The sequence below is a fragment of the Lentzea sp. NPDC058436 genome (genome assembly GCF_042721515.1).
In the GTDB taxonomy this organism is placed as follows: domain Bacteria; phylum Actinomycetota; class Actinomycetes; order Mycobacteriales; family Pseudonocardiaceae; genus Lentzea.
Map to the genome: position 1 here is coordinate 1,203,145 of NZ_JBHXLF010000001.1, position 19,326 is coordinate 1,222,470.

The following is a 19,326-nucleotide window of genomic DNA, read 5'->3' on the forward strand; positions in this document are numbered from 1 at the left end:
CATGGTCGATCTGACCGTCTACTTCAGCGGCACGCTTGTCAGCATCGCCATCGGCGTGGCATGCGCGGGTTTGCCGACCGTGGCCACGACCTGGCGCACCGGGCAGCTCAAGCAGCGCCGCCCGTCCGAGCCAGGGTTCAGCGTCGGCCTCGTGCTCGTGTACGGACCAGCGGCTTATGGTCTCGGTGGACTGGTCTTCTACCTCGTCCCGTCCAGCAATCCTTACGTGAACGCCTCGATCTCGTTATTCGGTTGGGTTTGCGCGCACGTCACATATCTGATGGGTCGGCGAACCCGTCAGTCCGCCGATACCGGAAACGCGAGGTTCGCGGGCTTGACCGACCTCTATCACCTGTCTGATCCGACCCGGCTGCGCGGCGACTTGGCGAGCGACGCGAAGCGGGTGACTCACGCTAGACTGATCGCACCACACGCGATGGTGCGATCGCTGGGCGACCCGCACTCCCCGATGGGAGAGATCCTGCGCGGCATTTCCGCCTCCGGTATACGGCTTGAGATCCTAGTAGATCCTAGTGATGGAAAAACACTGCGCAGCCATCTTACGGGCCAGCACGTCATCGTCGGCAAAGAGTCCGTCGACTGGCCTTCAGCGTGGCTCATCGCATCCATCGGACGGGTCATGTATTTCGGTCCAGTAGGTAGCGCGGGCGATATCCGGCAATTGCCGATCGTGCGCGGTGAGCGTTCAGACAGCGGCGACAGTCGCAATCTCGCCGACGCTATGTACGCGATCTCTGAGATGTTGTTTTCGGACGCTCGTGGCCACGCTGGCTTTGGTAAAATCCTTACGGCATCGTCACCGAAGGACTATCGCGAGCGCATCGTGCCTGCCGAAGCCGGGGCGACGACCGTCGAGAGGTTGCCGAAACGCTTGTCGGTGATCTTTAAATCCGAATCAACCGTCCGTTCCATTGCTGAGCAGCGCTTCGGTCCCGCGTCCAAGTCGGTGGTCGAGTACGTCAACGAGCATAACGCGCGGCGCGCCGAGTTCTTCGCTGCCCTGGCGCGAGGCATGACGTGCCGTGAGATCTACAACGAAGCCGAACTGCTGACCTATGTCGCGTCGCGACGCCATTCATCGAAGGTAAAGCTTTCGACCGACGACATGTCCGATACCGTGCGCCGATGGCGGGAGGCACTGACGCTGCACGAGAACTATGTCGTGGGCATCACGACCGATCCGTTGCCGTTGAAGTATGAGCTGATCGATGGACGGCTGGTTGTGATGCACGAGGCCATCGGAGTTGCCGATGCCCACCGTCTTAACGCGATCTTCATCCACAGCGCGACGGTCGGAGCGAGCTTCACCCACGACTTCGACACGATCTGGGATCGGATCCCGCCGGACCGTCGCAGCCGTACCCATGTGCTCAACTTCATCGACCAGAAGTTGATCCCTTTGATCGAACACACGGAGGAACTGACTTGACCGCGCTGGAGCACTGGAAGAAGTTTCGCCCCGCCGAGTTGACCGTGCGGGAGTTCGACCACTGGCTGGTCGTCGTCCGGGGAAAGCAAGTTACGCTCGGCTCGGTCGTATTTCTGCCCAAGCGAGCGATCCCGGCACTGGGTGAGATGAGCCACGACGAGAGCGCCGAGATGCCAACGGTCGCTCGGTGGTTCGAACGCGTCACGAAGGAGTTGTACGGCGCCGAGCGGTTCAACTATGTGGCCGCCATGATGAAGGATCCCTTCGTGCACTTCCACGCCTTCCCTCGGTACAGCTCGGCGCGATCAGCGCACGACATCGAGTGGCGCGACGAGGCATGGCCGCGCGTAATCGAGTTCAAGGACGTCGACACGTCCGACGAGGTGCTGCTCGACATTCACCGAGCCATGTCGCAGGTTGAAGTCTGAGCAGATGCGCGGTGCGTCGGGTCGCGCTCCGGCCCGACGCACTGTTCACGAGGCATCACCAGGCCGAGATCACTGACGCCCAATGGCTGCGTGACTACGAGCACGAACTCTATGGCGGCAGCCAGGCGCGAATCTTTGACCGATGGCCTCTCATCGAACCGCCGGCGGTGTCGCCGGAACTCGCGTCCGACCGGCGAAGCATGCCGAGGTTGTCCCCGGTGGCGACAACGCGCCGGCCGAGCCGGTCGGTGACCGCGGTGACCGAGCGAATGTCGACGTCCTGTATGGACAGTGCTTTCTCGAACAGGATGCCCGTTTTCGGATCCCGCGGTCGCACGACACCGTGGCCGCGTAGGAGATCACGGACTCCGACGAGCTGTCTCCCGGAAGCACGGCCAATCCACGCACTCCGCCGGTGTGGCCGCGGTGAGCTCAGAAGATCGACGTGCAGGTGCCGGCGTTCCACATGCGAACGTGGCCGTTGTTGTGACCGGCCACCACTGTGTCCGAGGAGGGGAGGTGGACGAGCGTGCGCACTCTGGACCCAGCGGGGGGAGTCGAGGTCGCGGATGGCGGCGTCCACGGCAGGATCCCCACGCGGAGGCCGCCGTCCTCATGCCCGGTGACCAGAAGATCACCGGACGGGCGGGGAATCGCGATGATCGCGTGGATCTCGCTGTCCGGCCAGGACAGCGGCTCACCGTCCGCCTTGCCCGTGAGCGGGATCCAGCGGCAGACCACGTTGTCGTGGGTCGCCAGCGCCAGCCGTACCCTGCCGTGGTGATCGACGTACGAGGTGATCGGGCGAGCCCTGCCGTGCTCGTCTGGCAGGGGTCGCCGCCGGTTGGCGTGTCAGGGGGCCTGGACGCGGGTCCTGCGTCCCGCCGCCAGCAGCCCGGCCGTCGGGAGCCGGGAACGACTTGTAGCCAGATCGGTCAGCCCGATCAGGCTGATCACCACGGCCTCCGCGATGCCGTCGCATCTGGCCTCCGCGTGCCGCCTGGCCACCGTTGCCGAGTCGAGGCTCGGTTGCCGCGGATCATTTGCTGATCTCCGCGTTGGTCTTCGCCGATGTAGCGGCACAGTTCGTCGGCCTGCCAGCCATCGAAGTAGCCATGCTGCTCGCCAATAGCAGGGTCGGAAAAGATGACGATGTTGGGCGACTGCGACGACGCGGAGATGCCGTCCTGCCCGCTGCCGTCGTACCGTTGATGCAGTTCCGTGCGCTTGACTTGCAGGCCTGGCTGAAGATGCATGTTCTACTCTATCGTTTTCGGGGTGGGCTCTGCGTCGAGGGCGAGCAGGTGCTGCTCACGTCGCTCCGGTCGTAGCAGCTGCTCGATGTGCTCGATAAAGCGACGAGGAAGTGGACAGCGGTCGATCGCAACTCGCCACGCCTCAAGGTCAATGAGCACTCGGAGCCGACTACTCGCTACGAGCGTGCGTTCGAGTTCGCTCAGTTGCTCGTTTAGCCAGGCGGCTTGTTCTGTGTCCAGGAGGAAGGCCTCTGATCCGTGAATAGGCAATTCCAGGCGGAGCGCTGAGCGCCACTTCTCGGGTTGAGCGACGTACTGGGCGAGCACGGGATTACGATTGTACGAGTCTGCGAACAACTCCTCGAGCGCTGGCGGAACCGAGGGAGTGAACGTGAACGTCACGTACTTGAGCCAGGTCGTATTTCGCCCCGGTCGATAGCCGCGGCTTTCGCTCCCGTAGTAGGGCGCGCCGGCTATCTCCCTGCGGGCGTGTTCAGTTGCCGGCACGAGGTTGGCGTACGACGTGCGTAGGTGCTGAGATGATGTCGTTCTCCCCAGTCGCTGTGACAACCATGCGGCCTGGTCTCGGAGATCTTCCGTCCGGGAGGACAACTCGTTGAAGACATGCATGAACCTGTGCTGCTCGGTCGGCGTAACAAGTAGTGCACTCCAAGAGGCATGGGCCTCGAAGTCGTCCACGTCGCCGAAGTAGGGTAGGCCGGTGAGCATAAGATGGATCGAGGCGCTCGCCGATACAGTTCGGAGTTCCTCCAAAAGTTCGGCGGCAATGCGCCTGGACACGTGGTGTTCTTCCAGTTGTCGACGAAACTGTATCTCGAGATCCGCCGGCGATGAGTAGGTCAAGTCAACGAGGGCCGGTCGTAGGGCATCCGAGATGTCCTGATATAGCCATCGCTGCTCGAAGTGGTACTCAAGAGGCGAGTCGTGGACTTGCACGACGTGGGCAGAGGATTTTCCTGGAGCGGCGCGCAGAGCCCGGCCCGCCACCTGCATGAGGTGACCGATGCTGGAGGAGGGGTATGTGATGATGGCGGCATCGATGGATGGGTCGTCAAACCCCTCACCGACGAGTTGGCTGGTCGCGATGAGAATCCCAGCTGGCCGTGCCGCGAACTCGTCCAAGAATTCCCCAGGCGTGGACAGGCCGCGACTGTTGGCGTCGCCGTGAACGAAGGCGATGTCATCGCTCACCAGAGGGTGCGAGTCTCTCACCTCCAACTGCTCGAGGAGGGCTTCGTACAGGTTCTCGGCACGTTCGCGCAGCGATACAGCGATGAGTGGCTTCGCGAAGTCGGTGTCAGTCCGCTCTAGCAGGTAGTCCGCAAGATCGCGTAGCCCTTCGGGCGAGTGCCAATCCAGCTCCGGCATATCCTCCGGAGGGTCGAAGACCGGTTCGATGACGCAGCCCCGGCTGAACAGTTCGCGGTAGGTGATCGTGTACGCGATCTCGTCGATGCCGATCGGCAGGGCGTCTGATCGATTCGGTGTGGCGGTTAGGAATAGGCTCGGAATGCTCTCGAGCTTGAGGATCGGCGCGTAAGAAGACGCCGCGGCGTGGTGCGCCTCGTCCACGATCACTAGGGACAGCGAGTCGCCGAGGCTCGCCAGGGTCCCGCTGAGGTTGTTCGTCATCGCAAAGTGGACCCGCTCGAAGGCCTGAGTTGCCTCATCGGACCCAAGTCCTGACTCTCGCATCAAGGCTTGCAGCGTTCTCCTAGCCTGCGTTTTGAGCAGGTGACGGTGAGTCACCCAGAGGACAGTGCGACTCGGCTCCTGGGCGGCGAGCCACTCCAGGGCGATCCGCAATGCGATGCGCGTCTTGCCACCGCCGGTGGGCACGATCAAGCCGGTTTTGATAGCGCCCTGCGACAAAGACTTCAGCGATGCCTTCACCGCATCGTCTTGCCAGGACCAGTCGGGGAGCAGGCTTGAGTCCTGCTGGACGGCAGCGGTCGGTTTCGCGCTTTCGGGGGCAGTCGCCGCGACGACGCCGATGGGGAGGCCAAGCTCGTCGGCCACTGTTGCCTGCGCCTCGCGACGGGGCAGCTTGGCGGCGTGGGCCGCCACCATCGAACGGATGGCGTCCGGGCTGAACGCCCACTCCACGGACGTCGGCTCGGGTTGGAAAGCGGCACAGGCCTGCTCGAGCAGCTCCAGGGTCGCGGTGTTCACCCCTCGGGACGGATCGTCGGTAAGCAGTCCATGGATCCGGTTCGGGTAGATGCGCCCCGCCTGGTCGCCCAAGGCCTGGGAGAGACCCTGGGCAACGGCGTTGACGCTGCCGAGGCGAAGCACCAAGTCGGCCAGATGGTGGATAACCGCCTGCACGCGAGATTCGGTCATGCTGTGGCGGGGCATCAGGCCTCCGAGGCGTCGATCATCTTGATGAACTTGGCGGCCACGTCGCGCACCTGCTCCAGTTGCGGGCGCAGAAAGTGCCCCTCAGACGTGAGTTGGCTCGCCGAGAACTCGTTCAGCCGCCGCAGCAGGTCGTCCAGGACGGCGTGAGGCTTCTTGGTCGCCTTGTGCATCAGGTACTCGGCCTCGACCTCGTGCATGGTCGGCGCCTCGTCCGGGTTCTCCACGTCGAACCGGCTGGCGAAGGACGTGCCCTGGGCTTCGTCGTACCGGTTCATCTGGTCCCAGACCAGGATGTTCTCGTGCCGGTAGAAGGTGTTCGGGTTGGTCTCGGCCTTCTTGGTCCGCGGCTCCTTAAATACCCAGGTGAACAGCGCCATTTCCCCCTGCTCGGGGATCGCCATGGCGTCCTCGCTGATGCCGAGCTTCTGGCGGACCCACGGCTTCTTGGAGATGTTCTCGAACAGGTAGTAGTCCTTCTTGCCGAACGTTTCCCCCTCGGGCAGTTCGTCCTCCCACTCGGCGCGGAAGTGGCTGAACCACTTCGCCGCCCGGAGTTGGCGCCTAGTGGTGGTCTCGCCGAGCGAGGCCTCGTGGGCCACGCGCTTGAGGATGGCGGAATCCCAGGAGAGGTCCGCCTTCTCACCGTAAGTGTCGGCGTACAGGTGCTCGTATCGGTTGAGCAGCCAGATGTCCTCAGCGTAGTTGCCCCACTCCTTGGCGCCGGTGATGTGTCGCACGGCGAGGACGCGGGGCAGTTTGTGCTCCAACTCCTCGGGAGTTGAAGCGTCGACGGGCACAATTGACAGGTTTTCTGTGTCGGCGATGACCTGTTCCAGGCGCTGGACTTGCGCCCGGCAGCTCTCGATCTCGCTCTTGGGGTAACTCGACGCTTTGGCCTCCATGCGCGCGAGCTTCTTGCGTGCCTTCGGCAGGTCGTCGGTACGCAGCCGGTTCAGGGTGATGAGCCGACGGTTGCCCTCCACGATCACCCAGCGTTTCGGGTTATCCGGGTGCTGCCAGCCGAGAATGTTGTCGATTGGCATCCAGCCCTGGCCGGCGATCGCCTCGGCCAGATCGGCGATGCCGTGGGCGTCGTTGCCGATCTCCTCGAGGATCTGCTTGCGCAGGGTCTCGTCGAAGAGTGCCGCGTCGTCGGCGTAGCCCGGCGCATCGGACAGTGCGAGGCGTGGGTTGTTGGGGTCGGGGTGGCAGGCCGTAATCGGCACCGTGACCGGGGACCGCAGGTACTTCTCCATGATGTCCTCATCCATGATTCGTTGTTCTGAAAGGTGGCGACCCACTGTATCGAAATTTCGGAACGAAGCGCAACCGCGATGCCGAAACGGTGGCACGCCCTATGGTGTCAAAAGCGGCCGCATGATCTGATCTGCACTTATGCTGCAGTCCGGCTCGTCATCGGCTGGTCTAGTGGCAGTGGGCGAGGTCGTCGCAGACGATCAGGCTTCATGCCCCATCGCTGCGGAGGGCATCACGGACACGGCGGGCTGAGTCGGTTCTGCATCGCAGCGCCTCGCGCAGCGCGTCGCGGATGGGTCGTCGGACAGTTGGCAGGTGGCGATCATCCCGCGAGCGCGGTCTATCAGTAGGGCCACTCGGTCGCCGATGATCCCGCGCTGTGCCGCTGTGCCGCTGTGCCACTAGGCGTGTTTTGCCTGTACCCCGGCTTGGCGAGGGTAGGTGCAGGGCCTACCGGTAGGCAGTGGTTGTGGGTCGGCGAACGCTGTCCAGATGATTGGCAGCACCGCCACGGCGCCGGCCGCGCCCAGCGGCCGACGGCGTGGGCGAGGAGCTATATCGGGTCGATCCTGTGTCCACGGCACCGATACCCGCGGAGTGGTAGGAGGATCTCCTAATACGCAACGGAAGTAGGAGGATCGGTCACCGGCGCGGCTGGCTGGCTGGCTCGCCCCGGGTCGTTATCTGCGATGGCGGCACCGAGGTGTTCCTGATCAACGCTCGGCCAGTCGCCTCCGCCTGTCCATGCACCGGTGACCAGCCAGATCTCGTAGTGGAAGAGCCACTCGCTGGCCCACGGCAGGATGCTGCTGGCGACGGGCATATCGGTCTTCCACTCACCGGGCTCGTACAGGCACAACCTGCCGTCGGCGTAGACGTGCGGTAACCCTTGCGCGCCGGCGTGGAGACGCAGAACAGGTGCGATGCCCTCGACGACAGGATCGAGAGGCGGACGGTGGGTGATCCTGACGGTGTACCGGCGTGACACGGGTGTGGGTTGAAGGTCCACGATGCACTTCAGCACACCTCGCCGTATGCGGCAGCGGCTGCCGCTGACCGCCCGGCGAATGCCGAACGCGTGTTGTGCCGCGGTGAGGACCGCCCTACCGCTGCGTCGGACCATGGAAGGTGTGCTTCCAGATAGGGGGAGCCGATGCGCTCGTCGCGATGAGCGCGCCCGCCTTGCGGGACATGCCAAGCTTGCCCGCATCGCGGAACTGCTTGGCCTCCAGACCCATGCGCTGGGCCGACTTCCTCAGCAGTCCGATGTCGAAGGACTCACCGAGCCGGTCGACCAGGTGGTCGAGGCCCCGCCCAGCGGTGTCGCCAGCGCTGTTCAGGTCGGAGGCGAGGACATCGAGCCACGACCGGAACTTCTCGTGGCGCTTGTTGGGCTCCTTCCACTTGTCGGCGAAGTTCTCGAGCTCGTGGGCCGGGTTGGGCACCCACAACTTGTCGCCGACCTCGATGATGTGGTCCGGCATGCGCGTAACGGCGTTCAGGGCGGCCGTGAACACATCCGTCTCGCCGGAGTACGCGTGGGCGGCCAGGGTGGTGATGATGACCGATGGCGGACGGTCGTCGAGGTCATCGATAAAGTGGTTGGCGCAGTGCCACTTCAGCACCTGAACCATGCGCTGCAACGTGGTGTGGACTGTCCAGTTCGGAACTGCGGGGACGCCGGCCTCCTCGGCTTTGGCTTCCAGCGCACGGATCATCTCGGCAGACTGGTCGCGGAACCACTCCGCGTAGCCCTTCGGGTTGCTGTGGTGCCAGGGGCGTAGCTTCAGGTCGGTGAGCAGGATGCTGTCCGGCGGGTAGTCCTCATCGACCACACACGGCACGACGTCGAGGTGAAAGCCGTCGTAGCTGAGGGTCCAGCAGCGCCGGCACTCGTTGATGGACAGGATGGGGAGGTCGTCGCTGTCGTCGTCGGTCTTCAGCTTCTCGTAGACCGCGAGCATGTCGCCGACCCCGTTCTTGAGCTTCTCCTGGGTCGTGCTGGTCTTGCTGATCGCCTTGTGGCAGACGATGTCGATGTCGTACTCCCCGTCCTCGTTGGGAGGGCGGATCATGGTGCCGAGAGTGATCGATCCTTGGGGATGGACGGACCACAGGTCGCCGCCCTGGTCGAGCAACGACTCACCCACGTCCTCGTAGCAGGTGATGGTCTTGTCCAGGAGCTCGTCGGGAATGTCGAGTTGCTCGACGCCACCGGTCAGCAGTTGGGAGATGAGTTCCTCTGGGGAGTCGGTCATGGAACGGGTGCTCCTTGCGCAGGTCAGAATTCGGTGCTGGTGGCGAAGATGTAGTCGGGTGAGCCGGGCATGCGGTCGTAGATGTGCAGCGGCGGATGCGCGGCGTGCAGGAGGTGCCGGCCGATGGTGATGGCCGCCGGCGGAGGCAACGCCGGAAAGATCGGGATGGCCGTTACTCCAGGATGATCGACTTCGATCGTCGACAGCAGAGTGCGCCTCGCCTGGGAGAAGCGGTCCAGCGTCGCCTGGGTGTTGATGAGCTCAGGTGTCGGCAACACCGAGTCAGGTCGCAGCTCGTAGATCGAGTGGGTGTCGCGTACGTCGCTCGGGAGTCGGTCGATGTCGACGCTTCCGGAGATCGAGCACACCACGGCGACGCGCGCCGGATCGTTGCCTGGCCGCAGGAGATGTGACGTGAAACGGGTCGGCTCGCCGAGTTCGTCGAAGCCCCAGACCGGCTTGCCCTCGCGCCGCTTCGGGTAGAGGTCGACCTGCAGCATCTTGTCCAGGTAGGTGCCCAGAAGCACCAGAACGGGGATCCTGGCCAACGCGAACACCGAGACGTGGTTCACCGACTCCTTGCGCACCTGAGTGCACAGATGCCTCAACCGATCTTCCAGGTGGCTGCGTGCGGCCGCCCAGTACGCCGGGCTACTGGCCGACTCACCGGGAATGGCGCGAAGGTCGATCTCGAACTCGTCGGCGCCGCGCAGAATCCAGTCGGGGAACCGGTTCTTCGCCAGCAATGCCGTGGTCACGCTGGAGGAGGTGAGCTCGACCGGACGGCCGTGGATGTTGCCGACCACCCGCAACACCGTCGTGCGGTTGTCGTGACCGAGGCCGGTCAACCTGCGGATGCGCTCCTCGTGGTCGCGCTTCATCGCGCGCAAGGTGTCCACGTCGAACACCTCCCAGAGGCTCTTGTGGTCGATGACCCGATGCTGGTCGTGGCACAGGAGCATCAGGTTCTCCGCCGAGTTCCGTTCCTCGACGGGCAGGTCGTGGTCGCCACGCGGCGAACCGGGGGCGGTGGACCAGCCGACGATGTGCGCCAGCTGGCCGATCGGCACCTCTTGGCCGGTGGCGCTGTCCTCCATCAGGTACCGGTTGCAGATTGTGCAGCGGCCGCCGGCTCTGACCCACACGTGCCGGGCGACGGCCTCGGGGACGGCGCGGGTCTCGCCCCTGGGGCCGACCGCCCTTGTAGCCGACGGGGTGCCGTTGCCCATCCGCGTACCTTCCAGTCGATAGACATGTCTGTGTGGATGTGCGGCGCGACCAGCCGCGTCCGAGGTGGCCAGCAGGGACCTGAACCGCGTACGTCGGCCGGGTCACCCGGCCGACGTACGCGGTGGACGTTCACCTGCGGTCGCGGGGTGGGTTCGGGTCGTTGCCGGGAGCGATGGTGTCGCTGTCCCTGATGTGGCCGTCGCGACCGTGAATCCGCAGCTCGCCACCACCCGCGTTGCCGACGATCTCCCGACCGCGCGCGATGGCGTCGGCCTGGGTCTCGTGGTGGCTGCTCGCTCGCGAGGATCCCGGAGCGACGACGTCCCAGCCGCCCCGCTCGTTGTTCGGCACGACGTGCCGCTCGTTCTCGGTCACTTCGGTGACCTCCTGACTTGAGTAGGGTCATGTAGACCACGACGGCATGACCGCCGAACTGTATCGGAGAAGTTCTATTTACCTATCAGGTGCATGAAACGTCCATCCAGGGCAGAGGCTAACATGGTGTCTACGGGTGTATGGAACCCGCAGGAGGCCGAGGTGTCGGGTGAAGATCTTTTTCGGCAGTTCTGAGCTCGCACGCGTCTGCAACGACGACAGGGAGCGAGCTCAGGTCTACGGCGAGCCGCTGGCCTCGACCCTGCGCCAGCGCCTCGGGGAGATTTCTGCCGCCTCCCACCTGGCTGAACTGCGGCGATTTCCGGCGGTGCGGCTGAGGCAGGACGCCACGCGCGGTGACGGATCGTTGCTCGTCGCGCTCGGGCGTGTCGCTGATCTTCGGGTACGGCCTCGGTACGATCCGCCTCCGATCTTGCCGGACGGTCGGCTCGACGAGTTCGAAGTGCGGGAGCTCGTGGTGGCGGCCATCGCGGTCGCGGCATGACCACGCAGGGAAGTCACCATCTGAGAGGTATCCGATGACACTCGGCGCCGAACCGCTCGAGTACGCCCCCCAGTCGTCGGCTTCGCCGGGGGAGACGCTCAAGGAGACCCTCGAGGAACTAGGCATCACCCAAGCCGACCTGGCTCGCCGAACCGGGATCTCGACGAAGCACCTCAACCAGATGATCCAGGGCACGGCGGTCCTGACACCGGAGACCGCAGAGGTGCTCGAGCGAGTCACCGGTTTGCCTGCGGTCGCATGGAACCGGCTTGAGGCTGCGTGGCGAGCGCAAGCGGTTCGGGCGTCGGAGGACGAGAAGCTCGGCGAGCACCTGGACTGGCTCGACAACTTCCCGTTGGCGGAACTGGTCGTCAGGAAGATCTTGCCGGACAGGAAGAAGTCGGTGCAGAACCTGCGGCGCTTGCTGAACTTCTTCGGCGTTGCTGATCCCGGTCTCGCCGAAGAGCTGTGGGCGGGCTACCGGGTGGCGTTTCGCAGATCGGCGAAGATCGAGCCCAACGACTATTCGGTGCTCGTGTGGCTGCGTCACTCGGTGCTGCGCGCCCGCCAGGTCGAATGTCAGCCGTTCCGCCGGGACGAACTGGTCCGGTCGCTGCCGGAGATGCGCGCCCTGTGCCGCCGGAACCCGGAGTCCTGGCTGACGGAACTGCCCGCGTTGTGCGCACGTGCCGGTGTCGCGCTCGTGTTTATGCCGGCCATGCGGGGCACCCACGTCTCGGGCGCGACCAGGTGGCTTACCCCGGAGAAGGTCCTGATCGCCTTGACGGACAGGCACAAGAAGGACGATCGGTTCTGGTTCACGGTCTTCCACGAAATCGGGCACGTTCTCCTGCACGGCAAGCGGCTCACGTTCCTGGATGGGGATCCGTTGAAGTACGACGAGGATCCCGCGGAGGACGAGGCGAACCGGTTCGCGGCAGAGATGTTGATCCCCACACGCTATTCGTACGACTACGAGCGGCTGCGGAGTCGGCCCAGGCCGTTCACGAAGATCGAGGAGTTCGCAGAGATGGTCGGCATCTCACCAGGCGTGATCGTCGGCCGTCTCCAGCACGACGGTGCGCTGGCGTGGTCGGAGGGCAATGGCCTCAAAAAAGGATTCGAGGTGATTCTCGACGAACTGGTGTGACGGCAGGGCGTTGGATCTCGGCAGCGAGGTGGCCGCTGATGGTGCTGCCGGTGCCGGTGGCAGACGTGGGGTGGATCGCATCGGCTACCAGCGACATCGACCTGGCGCTGCGGTTGTTGCTGCAGCTCTCACCTCCGGTGGAGGTGCTCATCTCCGCACTGGCGCGGCGGGGACCGCTGTACGGCCATCTGGAGAACCCGGTTCACAACGATTTCATGGTGCCCGCCGACCTCCAGCACCGAGAGGTGCTGGAACTCCTCAAGAAGCACGGTCACATCCACCGGTTCAAGAAGCGGCGGCTGGCCAAAATGTTCGACGTGGTCGTGAAGAAGTAGGGCTGCGAGCTGCAGATGCTTACGAGGAACGCGGAAGTGGTCGATGCGTTCCTTAAGGTGTGTGGCGGCTGGACGCGGAAGGCGGCGGACAGGCGGAAGTTCGCCAAGGACGGGCCGAGGTCATATTTTGGCGAGATGGTGCAGTTCGACACCACTGCGGCCGGCGAGCATCGGATCGACAACACACAAGGAGAAAAGTACTTTCTCCGCGCTGAGAGCTCGTTCGGTTCAGCTGGATGCGTGGCGACTGGGACGTGGACACGAGCGAGATGAGCCAAGGCGAGGGCTTTCTGGCCGTGTTCCCTACGACGGCGCAGACTGAAAAGGGTTCAAGTCGCTACCGACTTGAACCCCCACGTGTCCGAGGGGCGAGGTGCACACTATCCACACGCCTCGCGGTGCCCAGCACGGGCTGATCGTTAGGGCGGCTCTCGTTGTGACATGCGCTTGATTGCCGTTGGCCAGACAAGCAGTTCGACCATCAGAGAGATACGACCGAGTTGGGAGATGGCTATCTGTTCAGCACATCGCAATGGCCTACGTGGAGCTCCAGGAAAGCGGCGAAAGCTACGGTTGGCGGGGTGCGAAGCGCCCGCACTGAGCGAAGTCGCGCTTCGTCCCTGCTCAGACTGCGGAGACTTGACCGATCTTCGGAACCGAGATGCATCTCTCGTCGTACCCTCCTACCCGTGAGCGACAGAGGGTGGATCAAGCGAGTCCGAGCGTTCGTGGCTGACGATAACCTCGACCCCTATGTCCTTGCTCTCGTGGGGCCGCCCTTCACAGTCCTCGACATTACCGGCCTGGTCGGCCCCGACAAGCTCGTGACCGCTGTGCTTGCGCTGCTGGCGATTCTCGCGTTCTCACAGATCAAGTCGAGAGGGCTCACCCAGCGGATCACCAGTTCGCGGTCGGGAGTGGTCGCGTCGAGGACAGAGTCCTCTGCCGACTTGATCGACCGGCGAGCTGCTGCATCGAACATCCTGCCGATCGGGTTTGCTATGGCGCGGACTGTCCAAGGCATGCGCACCGACCGTCCCGGCATCTTGAACTCCGGCATGCGGGAGCGGGTCTCGGTACTCGCCCCCACGAACGACTCGCTGATAGAGGCTTCAGATCGGCGTCGACTGATGACGTGGATCCAAGTAGCCCTGGATGACCTGGTGGCGCTGCGCGAGCGGCATAGTCGCCAGTTAGAGATTCGCGTTCTGCGTAGTTTGAATCTGTCCTGCCTGATAGCTTCCACCGCTCCTTATAGGTGAGTCTTTTTTCTGAAGTACGCGTGAAGCTAAGGCACATGAAATAATGCCAACCAACAAATTTACGAGCAGGGGCTCCATGACGAAGTCTTCATCTGGAGGTGCACGGGCAGCGAGTGGTGTTGGACATGAAGTCCGCATCCTCGCTTGGCTTGCGTCATACATGCTGTCGGGTCGCCGTGTTCCTGAATGGGCCGGCGGCCGCACCGTGGGATCAGTGGGCGCGCAAACTGAACTAGCAGTCGATGACGCAGCAGCAATATATACAGAAGGTGGCTTTCTACTAGTACAGGCCAAGAAAGGGCTTAAGCTGGAAGCTGGGCCGAAGGCTGCTCTTGGCGATGCGCTGGCTCAGGTTGTTGTGCTTGATCGAGACGGGATTCCTGATGGCCTGCCCGGGGGGCATCGTCGTCCGCTTGAACGTACCAAAGATCTCGTTCTGATCGCTTCAGATAGCGGTGCCTCGGGAAGTATTCGCAAGAATATGAGGCGTATCACAGAACGACTGCGGACGCTCCCTGAAGGTCTTCCACTGGCTCATGCGGCGGCAGGAGAAGAGGCCGGTGAGCATGCGCTGTCCATACTTGTCGGACACCTGCATCATTCATATAATTCGGTTCATGGCGTTGAGGCAGGTGAGTCCGATATTCGGAGGATCGCCAGCCTTATGTTAATTCGCAGTGTAGAGCTTCAGGATGGTGAAAGCCAGTATGAATCGGCGATCACCATCCTCCGCTCATTGCTGGAGGATAGGCGGGAAGCGGAGGCTGGCTGGGGATGGCTGCTATGGCGCATGCAAAAGATTTCTGAATCACGGGAATGGATCGATTGCGACAAACTCCGCGTTGAATTTGGCGAGCATTTCACCCTCGTTAAAGGAGAGGGCAGCTCTCTAGGTCAGAAAGTCGCGATCGGCCCAGGGGACAATTACAATCGTTCAGCGGCGTCCGACGGAGAAACCTTTGGTCGGCGCCATGAAGGCACGACCATTTCCGTCAGTCCGATTATTGGGATTAGCGCGCCAGTTAGAAAACTTGTTGGTCGAAAGCTGGAAATTGACCTTCTGCTCGACTCACTGAAGCCTGCGAGAGAATCCTCCGGTGAAAGGTCAATTCCGACTGTCTCTGTGATTGTTGGAATGGGAGGTGTGGGTAAATCTGCACTTGCCGAACAGGTGGCAGTCCAGGCAGTATCGAATAACTGGTTCCGGGGAGGCGCGCTACACCTTCGCTTCGGCTTTGAAAGTATAGGAGATTCGGGTGAATCGAGAGTAGCACTCGAGCCCATCCTGAGGTCGCTTGGTGTTCCTGGTGCTCAGATTCCCGAGTATCGCGCGGACCAGATTTCAATGCTGCACAGCCTGTTCCACGAATTCGACTCGCGAGGCGATCGAATTCTCTTCGTTTTGGATGGTGTATCGGAGAGTAGTCAGATTCTAGACGTCATACCAAAAGGGGGTCAGCATCGAGTAATCGTTACGACGAGGCATACATTGAACTTGGGCCCCGTCACAACGGTGTCAATGAAGATTCTTGACCCTTGTAGTTCTATCGAGCTCCTCGAAAGTGTCCTTCTGGAACGAAATAAAGTTGATGAAAGAATTCGCGTCGACGAATCGAAGGCTATTGAATTGGCTCGGCTGTGCGGGCATCTTCCGCTAGCCTTGCTAATTTCAGGTTCGCTTCTAGCTGATGACCTCTCGCTAACAGTAGATATGCTCGCGCGTAACTTGAAAGAAGAAATGAACGAAGTTGGACTCGACGCCCTTGTGTACGGTGACCAGGCAATTTCCACGTCGTTCGAGGTGTCCTGGCGGCGACTAAATGTAAAGCATCCCGAAGCTGCCAAACTACTGCAATATATTGCGGTAGTTCCAGGAATTGATATCGGCACGTCGGCTGCTGCCGAAATTCTCGGCAGTACGCCGGCGAGGATTCGGCCTCAGTTGCGAATTCTACAGCAGGCGCATCTTCTTGACGCTGCGGCGGAACGTTGGTCGATGCATGATTTGGTGCGGAAATACGTGAAGCATCAACCTCTTTCAGAGGAGGATTTCGACGTCGTCAGTAATCGATTTCAAACCTACTATCTTGAGCGTGCTAACAGTTTCGATCAGCAGCTTCGACGCGTGCAGAAAACTGGGGAGGAATCTGCCGCACACGTTCAGTCCTTGGACTGGTTTGATATTGAGCGTGTGAACCTGATCTCGCTGGTCAAGTGGGCGGCAACGGTAGGTGACTACATGTACGCCGCTCCGCTTTCTTTCTCACTCACGAATTATTTCTCGGCTCGGCGCTACTTGGCTGATTGGCTGGAAACGGCGCAGTGCGTTGTCAATGCATCCAAAGACCATCCAGCCGTACTTTCTACTGCTTTGGAGGTTCTTGGCCGGGCGCTGCAAGAGGCTCGCTATTTTGATCGTGCCGTAGTAGCTCACTTGCACGCTGTTGACTTGTTCACGTTGATAGGTGAACGGTTGGAGGCAGCAGGAAGTTTGAACAGCTTGGGGTTGGCATACCGTCAACTGAGAAGGTTCAATGAAGCGGCAGCCGCGCATCTAAAGGCGAGTCTGATTGGCGCAGAGTTGAAAGATCTCGACCTGGAGGCAAATTCGCTAAATAACCTAGGATTAGATCTACGATATTTGGAAGAGTTGGATCAAGCATTAGATGCACACCGCAAGGCGCTCGAGCTATATCAAAGGGATGGCAACAAGAGTGGCTTGGCAATGTCCTGGAACAATATCGGTCTGGTGTACCGCGCTAAAGGTATGCCAAAAGATTCGGCGTCGGCGCATGAGGCTGCTATTAGGATTTTTGAAGAGTGCGCCGATACGTTCGGTCGGTGTACCGCACTGCTAAACCTAAGTCAGGCGCTAGTTGAAGCCCGTGACTTTAGGAAGGCCGCTAAAGTTGGCCACTCTGCGGTTGAATTGTTCGACAGCCTTGGTGATCGCTACCACAGTGCAGTTGCACTGGGTGCGCGAGCGCACGCTCTATATTGCGATGGTAGAGATCACGAAGCAATGGATGATGCGAAAAGGGCGTTGGCTATATTCTCTGAACTCGAGAGCGCTGTCGATGAGGCCAAGGTGTTAGCGATTCTAGCGCAATGTTACGGAAGACTGGGTGAGCTGCAAGATGCTATAAACATATTGACCCAAGCGTCTGGTGCGTACAGGCGTGCCGACCTCGCAGCAGAAGAGGCGGCAGTATTTGATGAGCAAGGTGCGATTTTTTGTGAACTGAAGGATTTTATTGGCGCGATCGGCGCGTACAGGAAGGCGCTTAAAGTTTGCCGTGACGCCGGGTTCTTTGAATTTGAATCGGAGGTGTTGATGCACCTAAGCCATGCCTATTTGGCTATCGGTAATCATGATAAGGCGATTGCCGGTATGAGAATGGCTGCAGGAGTGGCTTCCGGTGTGGGCGACAAGTCGAGGGAGGGTGCGGCTCTTAACGATTTGGGCGTGATTCTTCATGATTCAGGGAGAGACGATGAAGCAAGGCAGGCTTGCATGGGCGCTGCAGGCGTTTTCCGAGATTTGGGCGATAATGTGTACCTTGGTGCAGCCTTGATGAATCTGGCGGAAATTGCTGACGCACAGAGTGCGCGCCAGGAAGCGATCGGCCATTGGCAATCCGCACTAGAAATTTTTGAAGCAGAGGGCCTCCTGGAGCACGCTAGTGCAGTAAAGCAGTTGCTCGTTGATAAGGGTGGTAATTGATGCCTGATGTGACCTTACAATGCGATTGCTCGTGTTGGCTGTGCTATTGGCGGATAGATAGTGCTTCGGCTACGAGGACTTCACACCCGAGAACCAGTCAACTCGGCGCGGTGCTCGCCGCTGTACGAGCCCGGGACGGGTGCGTGGGACACGTGGCTAGTGCTCTGAGCAGGGGCAAGCGGGGCGAGGCCGGCTGGGACATCATGCCGAGAGGACGTCCCAGCCGGCCCACTGCCACGCTGGGAAGCTGTCGTGAGTGCGCTATGACAGCGGGACGGGTCTGCATGCGATCACCATCAACTGGCAGGCCGAGGGATCAACCAGGATCAGGCCGATGCCGAGCGCCCTGGACGGAGCAGTCCCGTGTCGGGGTGATGCGTCATGGCTTCCGTGCGGGCGAATCGAGCTTGTTCACTCTTTCGCGTCAACATCGGCTTCTATGTCCAGGAAATCTGGACATAGCGCTTTTAGGGTTCGGTCATGGCATCTGCCGCAGAGACCCTCCAGGCGACGTTGAGCGAGGCAGCGTACAAAGTCTTGGGCGTGCTTGCGCACAGCACTGATCCGCTGTCGGGCCGCAAGGTCACGGCGGCTCTCAATGTCGCGCCGGGCACCGCCAACGACGCACTATCCATTTTGGCCGCCGCTGGCCATGTGACCTCGGCGCGATCTGGACGGGCGACGCTGTGGCAGCTCGAGGCGTCCCATCCGGCCATCAGCGCCTGGCTGCAGGAGACGCTGACCGAAGAGGCGACGACGGGGGCGGGTGCCAGTCCGTACTCCACGGGTGGTGGCGGCACGCGCCTGGAACACTCCTACGCGGCATGCTTGATTGCCAGCTTTCTTGTTGGCGAGGCGCTTACCGAGCTCGGCGACTCGGTGGCCGTCGACACGATCCGGTTGCAGGCCAGCGATTCAAGCGATGGCGACGACATTCTTGTTGTGGGACGCGATCATCATGGGCAGACACATCACGCCTCGATCGCCGTGCGCAGAAGTCCCGCCCTTACCGCAAGCGACAGCACCTCGATTCCGTTGATCCGGGACTTCCTCGCCATCGTCACCGGCCATTGGCCTGCGGTGTCCGCGGGGAGGTGGCGGACCGTCCTGGCGGTGTCTACCAATTCCAATGCGATCATTCAGCTCGGCGCGCTCGCGCGGAGCCTGCTCGGCGCCGATGCCTTGGCGCGGCGTCTGAGCGAGCCGGGGCGCACCAACTCCGATCTTCGCGTCCGGCACGAGCATCTGGTGGCGCTGGTCGCGCAGGCCTCGGCCTGTGCGTGCCGAAAAGTACGTCCGTGCAGGTCGCGGGCCTCGGTGTGTGGCAGGTGGTCGTCGGGCATGATGGTGCCCCGTGCTGGTCCGCTTTGCTTGCCTTGCCATGACCCACGCCTTCGCCGCGCTGCGGCTACTGCCACTGACTGACCGCGAGAAGGACGTTGAGATTCTTGCTCTTCGCCACCAACTCACCGTCTTGCAGCGCCAACTCGGTGACCGACGTCCTCAACTCTGGCCTGAGGACAGGGCGTTCCTCGCTGCGCTCCTGACGCCGCTTGAGTAGTTGTCGAGGTCTGACCGGGGGTGTCGCGGTTCGCGAGGACCGACGCCGGTCTGGCGGCAGCAGTCGACGAGGAGCTGAGATGTCAGCGCTGCGCTGCGAGGTCACGCACCGACGAGACTCGAAGAGCTGTACGAAGCGATAGACCTGCAAGTC

Annotated in this window: 16 protein-coding genes; 8 read left to right on the top strand and 8 right to left on the bottom strand. The window is 61.8% G+C overall.

What is annotated here, in order from left to right; genetic code table 11:
- Position 1: 1 nt before the first annotated feature.
- Entirely contained in the window at positions 2-1,450 is a 1,449-nt protein-coding gene (locus ACFWN2_RS04620; protein ID WP_382424890.1) for a hypothetical protein, read from the top strand.
- Entirely contained in the window at positions 1,447-1,878 is a 432-nt protein-coding gene (locus ACFWN2_RS04625) for an HIT family protein (RefSeq protein ID WP_382424891.1), read from the top strand. The genes ACFWN2_RS04620 and ACFWN2_RS04625 overlap by 4 nt, the downstream gene beginning before the upstream one ends.
- Before the next feature lie 432 nt (positions 1,879-2,310).
- Here ACFWN2_RS04625 and ACFWN2_RS04630 read toward each other — a convergent pair whose 3' ends face one another.
- The 8 genes from ACFWN2_RS04630 to ACFWN2_RS04665 all read right to left on the bottom strand — a co-directional run bounded on the left by ACFWN2_RS04630 (position 2,311) and on the right by ACFWN2_RS04665 (position 10,636).
- On the bottom strand, positions 2,311-2,619 hold the full coding sequence (locus ACFWN2_RS04630) for a hypothetical protein (protein ID WP_382424892.1): 309 nt from the start codon (positions 2,617-2,619) through the stop codon (positions 2,311-2,313).
- A gap of 111 nt (positions 2,620-2,730) precedes the next feature.
- Entirely contained in the window at positions 2,731-2,886 is a 156-nt protein-coding gene (locus ACFWN2_RS04635; protein WP_382424893.1) for a hypothetical protein, read from the bottom strand.
- 251 nt (positions 2,887-3,137) lie between these two features.
- The gene (locus tag ACFWN2_RS04640; RefSeq protein ID WP_382424894.1) at positions 3,138-5,513 is read right to left on the bottom strand and encodes a DEAD/DEAH box helicase; all 2,376 of its coding nucleotides are present in this window, start codon (positions 5,511-5,513) and stop codon (positions 3,138-3,140) included.
- A complete protein-coding gene (locus ACFWN2_RS04645) occupies positions 5,513-6,787 on the bottom strand; it encodes a hypothetical protein (RefSeq protein WP_382424895.1) in 1,275 nt (424 codons plus the stop codon). The genes ACFWN2_RS04640 and ACFWN2_RS04645 overlap by 1 nt, the downstream gene beginning before the upstream one ends.
- Positions 6,788-7,386: 599 nt before the next feature.
- On the bottom strand, positions 7,387-7,782 hold the full coding sequence (locus ACFWN2_RS04650) for a hypothetical protein (protein ID WP_382424896.1): 396 nt from the start codon (positions 7,780-7,782) through the stop codon (positions 7,387-7,389).
- 94 nt (positions 7,783-7,876) lie between these two features.
- The gene (locus ACFWN2_RS04655) at positions 7,877-9,031 is read right to left on the bottom strand and encodes a nucleotidyltransferase (RefSeq protein WP_382424897.1); all 1,155 of its coding nucleotides are present in this window, start codon (positions 9,029-9,031) and stop codon (positions 7,877-7,879) included.
- Between the two features lie 23 nt (positions 9,032-9,054).
- Positions 9,055-10,260 carry an SAVED domain-containing protein gene (locus tag ACFWN2_RS04660; protein ID WP_382424898.1) on the bottom strand — a complete coding sequence of 402 codons (1,206 nt, stop codon included), beginning with the start codon at positions 10,258-10,260 and terminating at the stop codon, positions 9,055-9,057.
- A 130-nt stretch (positions 10,261-10,390) separates the two neighbouring features.
- A complete protein-coding gene (locus ACFWN2_RS04665; protein ID WP_382424899.1) occupies positions 10,391-10,636 on the bottom strand; it encodes a DUF2188 domain-containing protein in 246 nt (81 codons plus the stop codon).
- Between the two features lie 169 nt (positions 10,637-10,805).
- On the opposite strand from ACFWN2_RS04665, the gene ACFWN2_RS04670 reads away from it, so the two are divergent.
- The 6 genes from ACFWN2_RS04670 to ACFWN2_RS04695 all read left to right on the top strand — a co-directional run bounded on the left by ACFWN2_RS04670 (position 10,806) and on the right by ACFWN2_RS04695 (position 19,037).
- Positions 10,806-11,141, top strand: coding sequence for a hypothetical protein (locus ACFWN2_RS04670; protein ID WP_382424900.1), 336 nt, complete (start codon positions 10,806-10,808; stop codon positions 11,139-11,141).
- A gap of 34 nt (positions 11,142-11,175) precedes the next feature.
- Entirely contained in the window at positions 11,176-12,291 is a 1,116-nt protein-coding gene (locus ACFWN2_RS04675; protein WP_382424901.1) for an ImmA/IrrE family metallo-endopeptidase, read from the top strand.
- 38 nt (positions 12,292-12,329) lie between these two features.
- Positions 12,330-12,626: a hypothetical protein gene (locus tag ACFWN2_RS04680; RefSeq protein WP_382424902.1), complete on the top strand. Its 297-nt coding sequence runs from the start codon at positions 12,330-12,332 to the stop codon at positions 12,624-12,626.
- A 689-nt stretch (positions 12,627-13,315) separates the two neighbouring features.
- Positions 13,316-13,888, top strand: coding sequence for a hypothetical protein (locus tag ACFWN2_RS04685; protein WP_382424903.1), 573 nt, complete (start codon positions 13,316-13,318; stop codon positions 13,886-13,888).
- Positions 13,889-14,102: 214 nt separating this feature from the next.
- A complete protein-coding gene (locus tag ACFWN2_RS04690) occupies positions 14,103-17,612 on the top strand; it encodes a tetratricopeptide repeat protein (RefSeq protein ID WP_382424904.1) in 3,510 nt (1,169 codons plus the stop codon).
- Positions 17,613-18,092: 480 nt separating this feature from the next.
- Positions 18,093-19,037 carry a hypothetical protein gene (locus tag ACFWN2_RS04695; protein WP_382424905.1) on the top strand — a complete coding sequence of 315 codons (945 nt, stop codon included), beginning with the start codon at positions 18,093-18,095 and terminating at the stop codon, positions 19,035-19,037.
- Positions 19,038-19,326 lie beyond the last annotated feature (289 nt).

What these genes read in the sequence shown, in the direction of transcription:
- ACFWN2_RS04620 (WP_382424890.1), top strand. Translation starts at nt 2, where the DNA reads ATGGTCGATCTGACCGTCTACTTCAGCGGCACGCTTGTCAGCATCGCC.
- ACFWN2_RS04640 (WP_382424894.1), bottom strand. Translation starts at nt 5,513, where the DNA reads ATGCCCCGCCACAGCATGACCGAATCTCGCGTGCAGGCGGTTATCCAC.
- ACFWN2_RS04645 (WP_382424895.1), bottom strand. Translation starts at nt 6,787, where the DNA reads ATGGATGAGGACATCATGGAGAAGTACCTGCGGTCCCCGGTCACGGTG.
- ACFWN2_RS04655 (WP_382424897.1), bottom strand. Translation starts at nt 9,031, where the DNA reads ATGACCGACTCCCCAGAGGAACTCATCTCCCAACTGCTGACCGGTGGC.
- ACFWN2_RS04660 (WP_382424898.1), bottom strand. Translation starts at nt 10,260, where the DNA reads ATGGGCAACGGCACCCCGTCGGCTACAAGGGCGGTCGGCCCCAGGGGC.
- ACFWN2_RS04675 (WP_382424901.1), top strand. Translation starts at nt 11,176, where the DNA reads ATGACACTCGGCGCCGAACCGCTCGAGTACGCCCCCCAGTCGTCGGCT.
- ACFWN2_RS04680 (WP_382424902.1), top strand. Translation starts at nt 12,330, where the DNA reads ATGGTGCTGCCGGTGCCGGTGGCAGACGTGGGGTGGATCGCATCGGCT.
- ACFWN2_RS04695 (WP_382424905.1), top strand. Translation starts at nt 18,093, where the DNA reads ATGGCATCTGCCGCAGAGACCCTCCAGGCGACGTTGAGCGAGGCAGCG.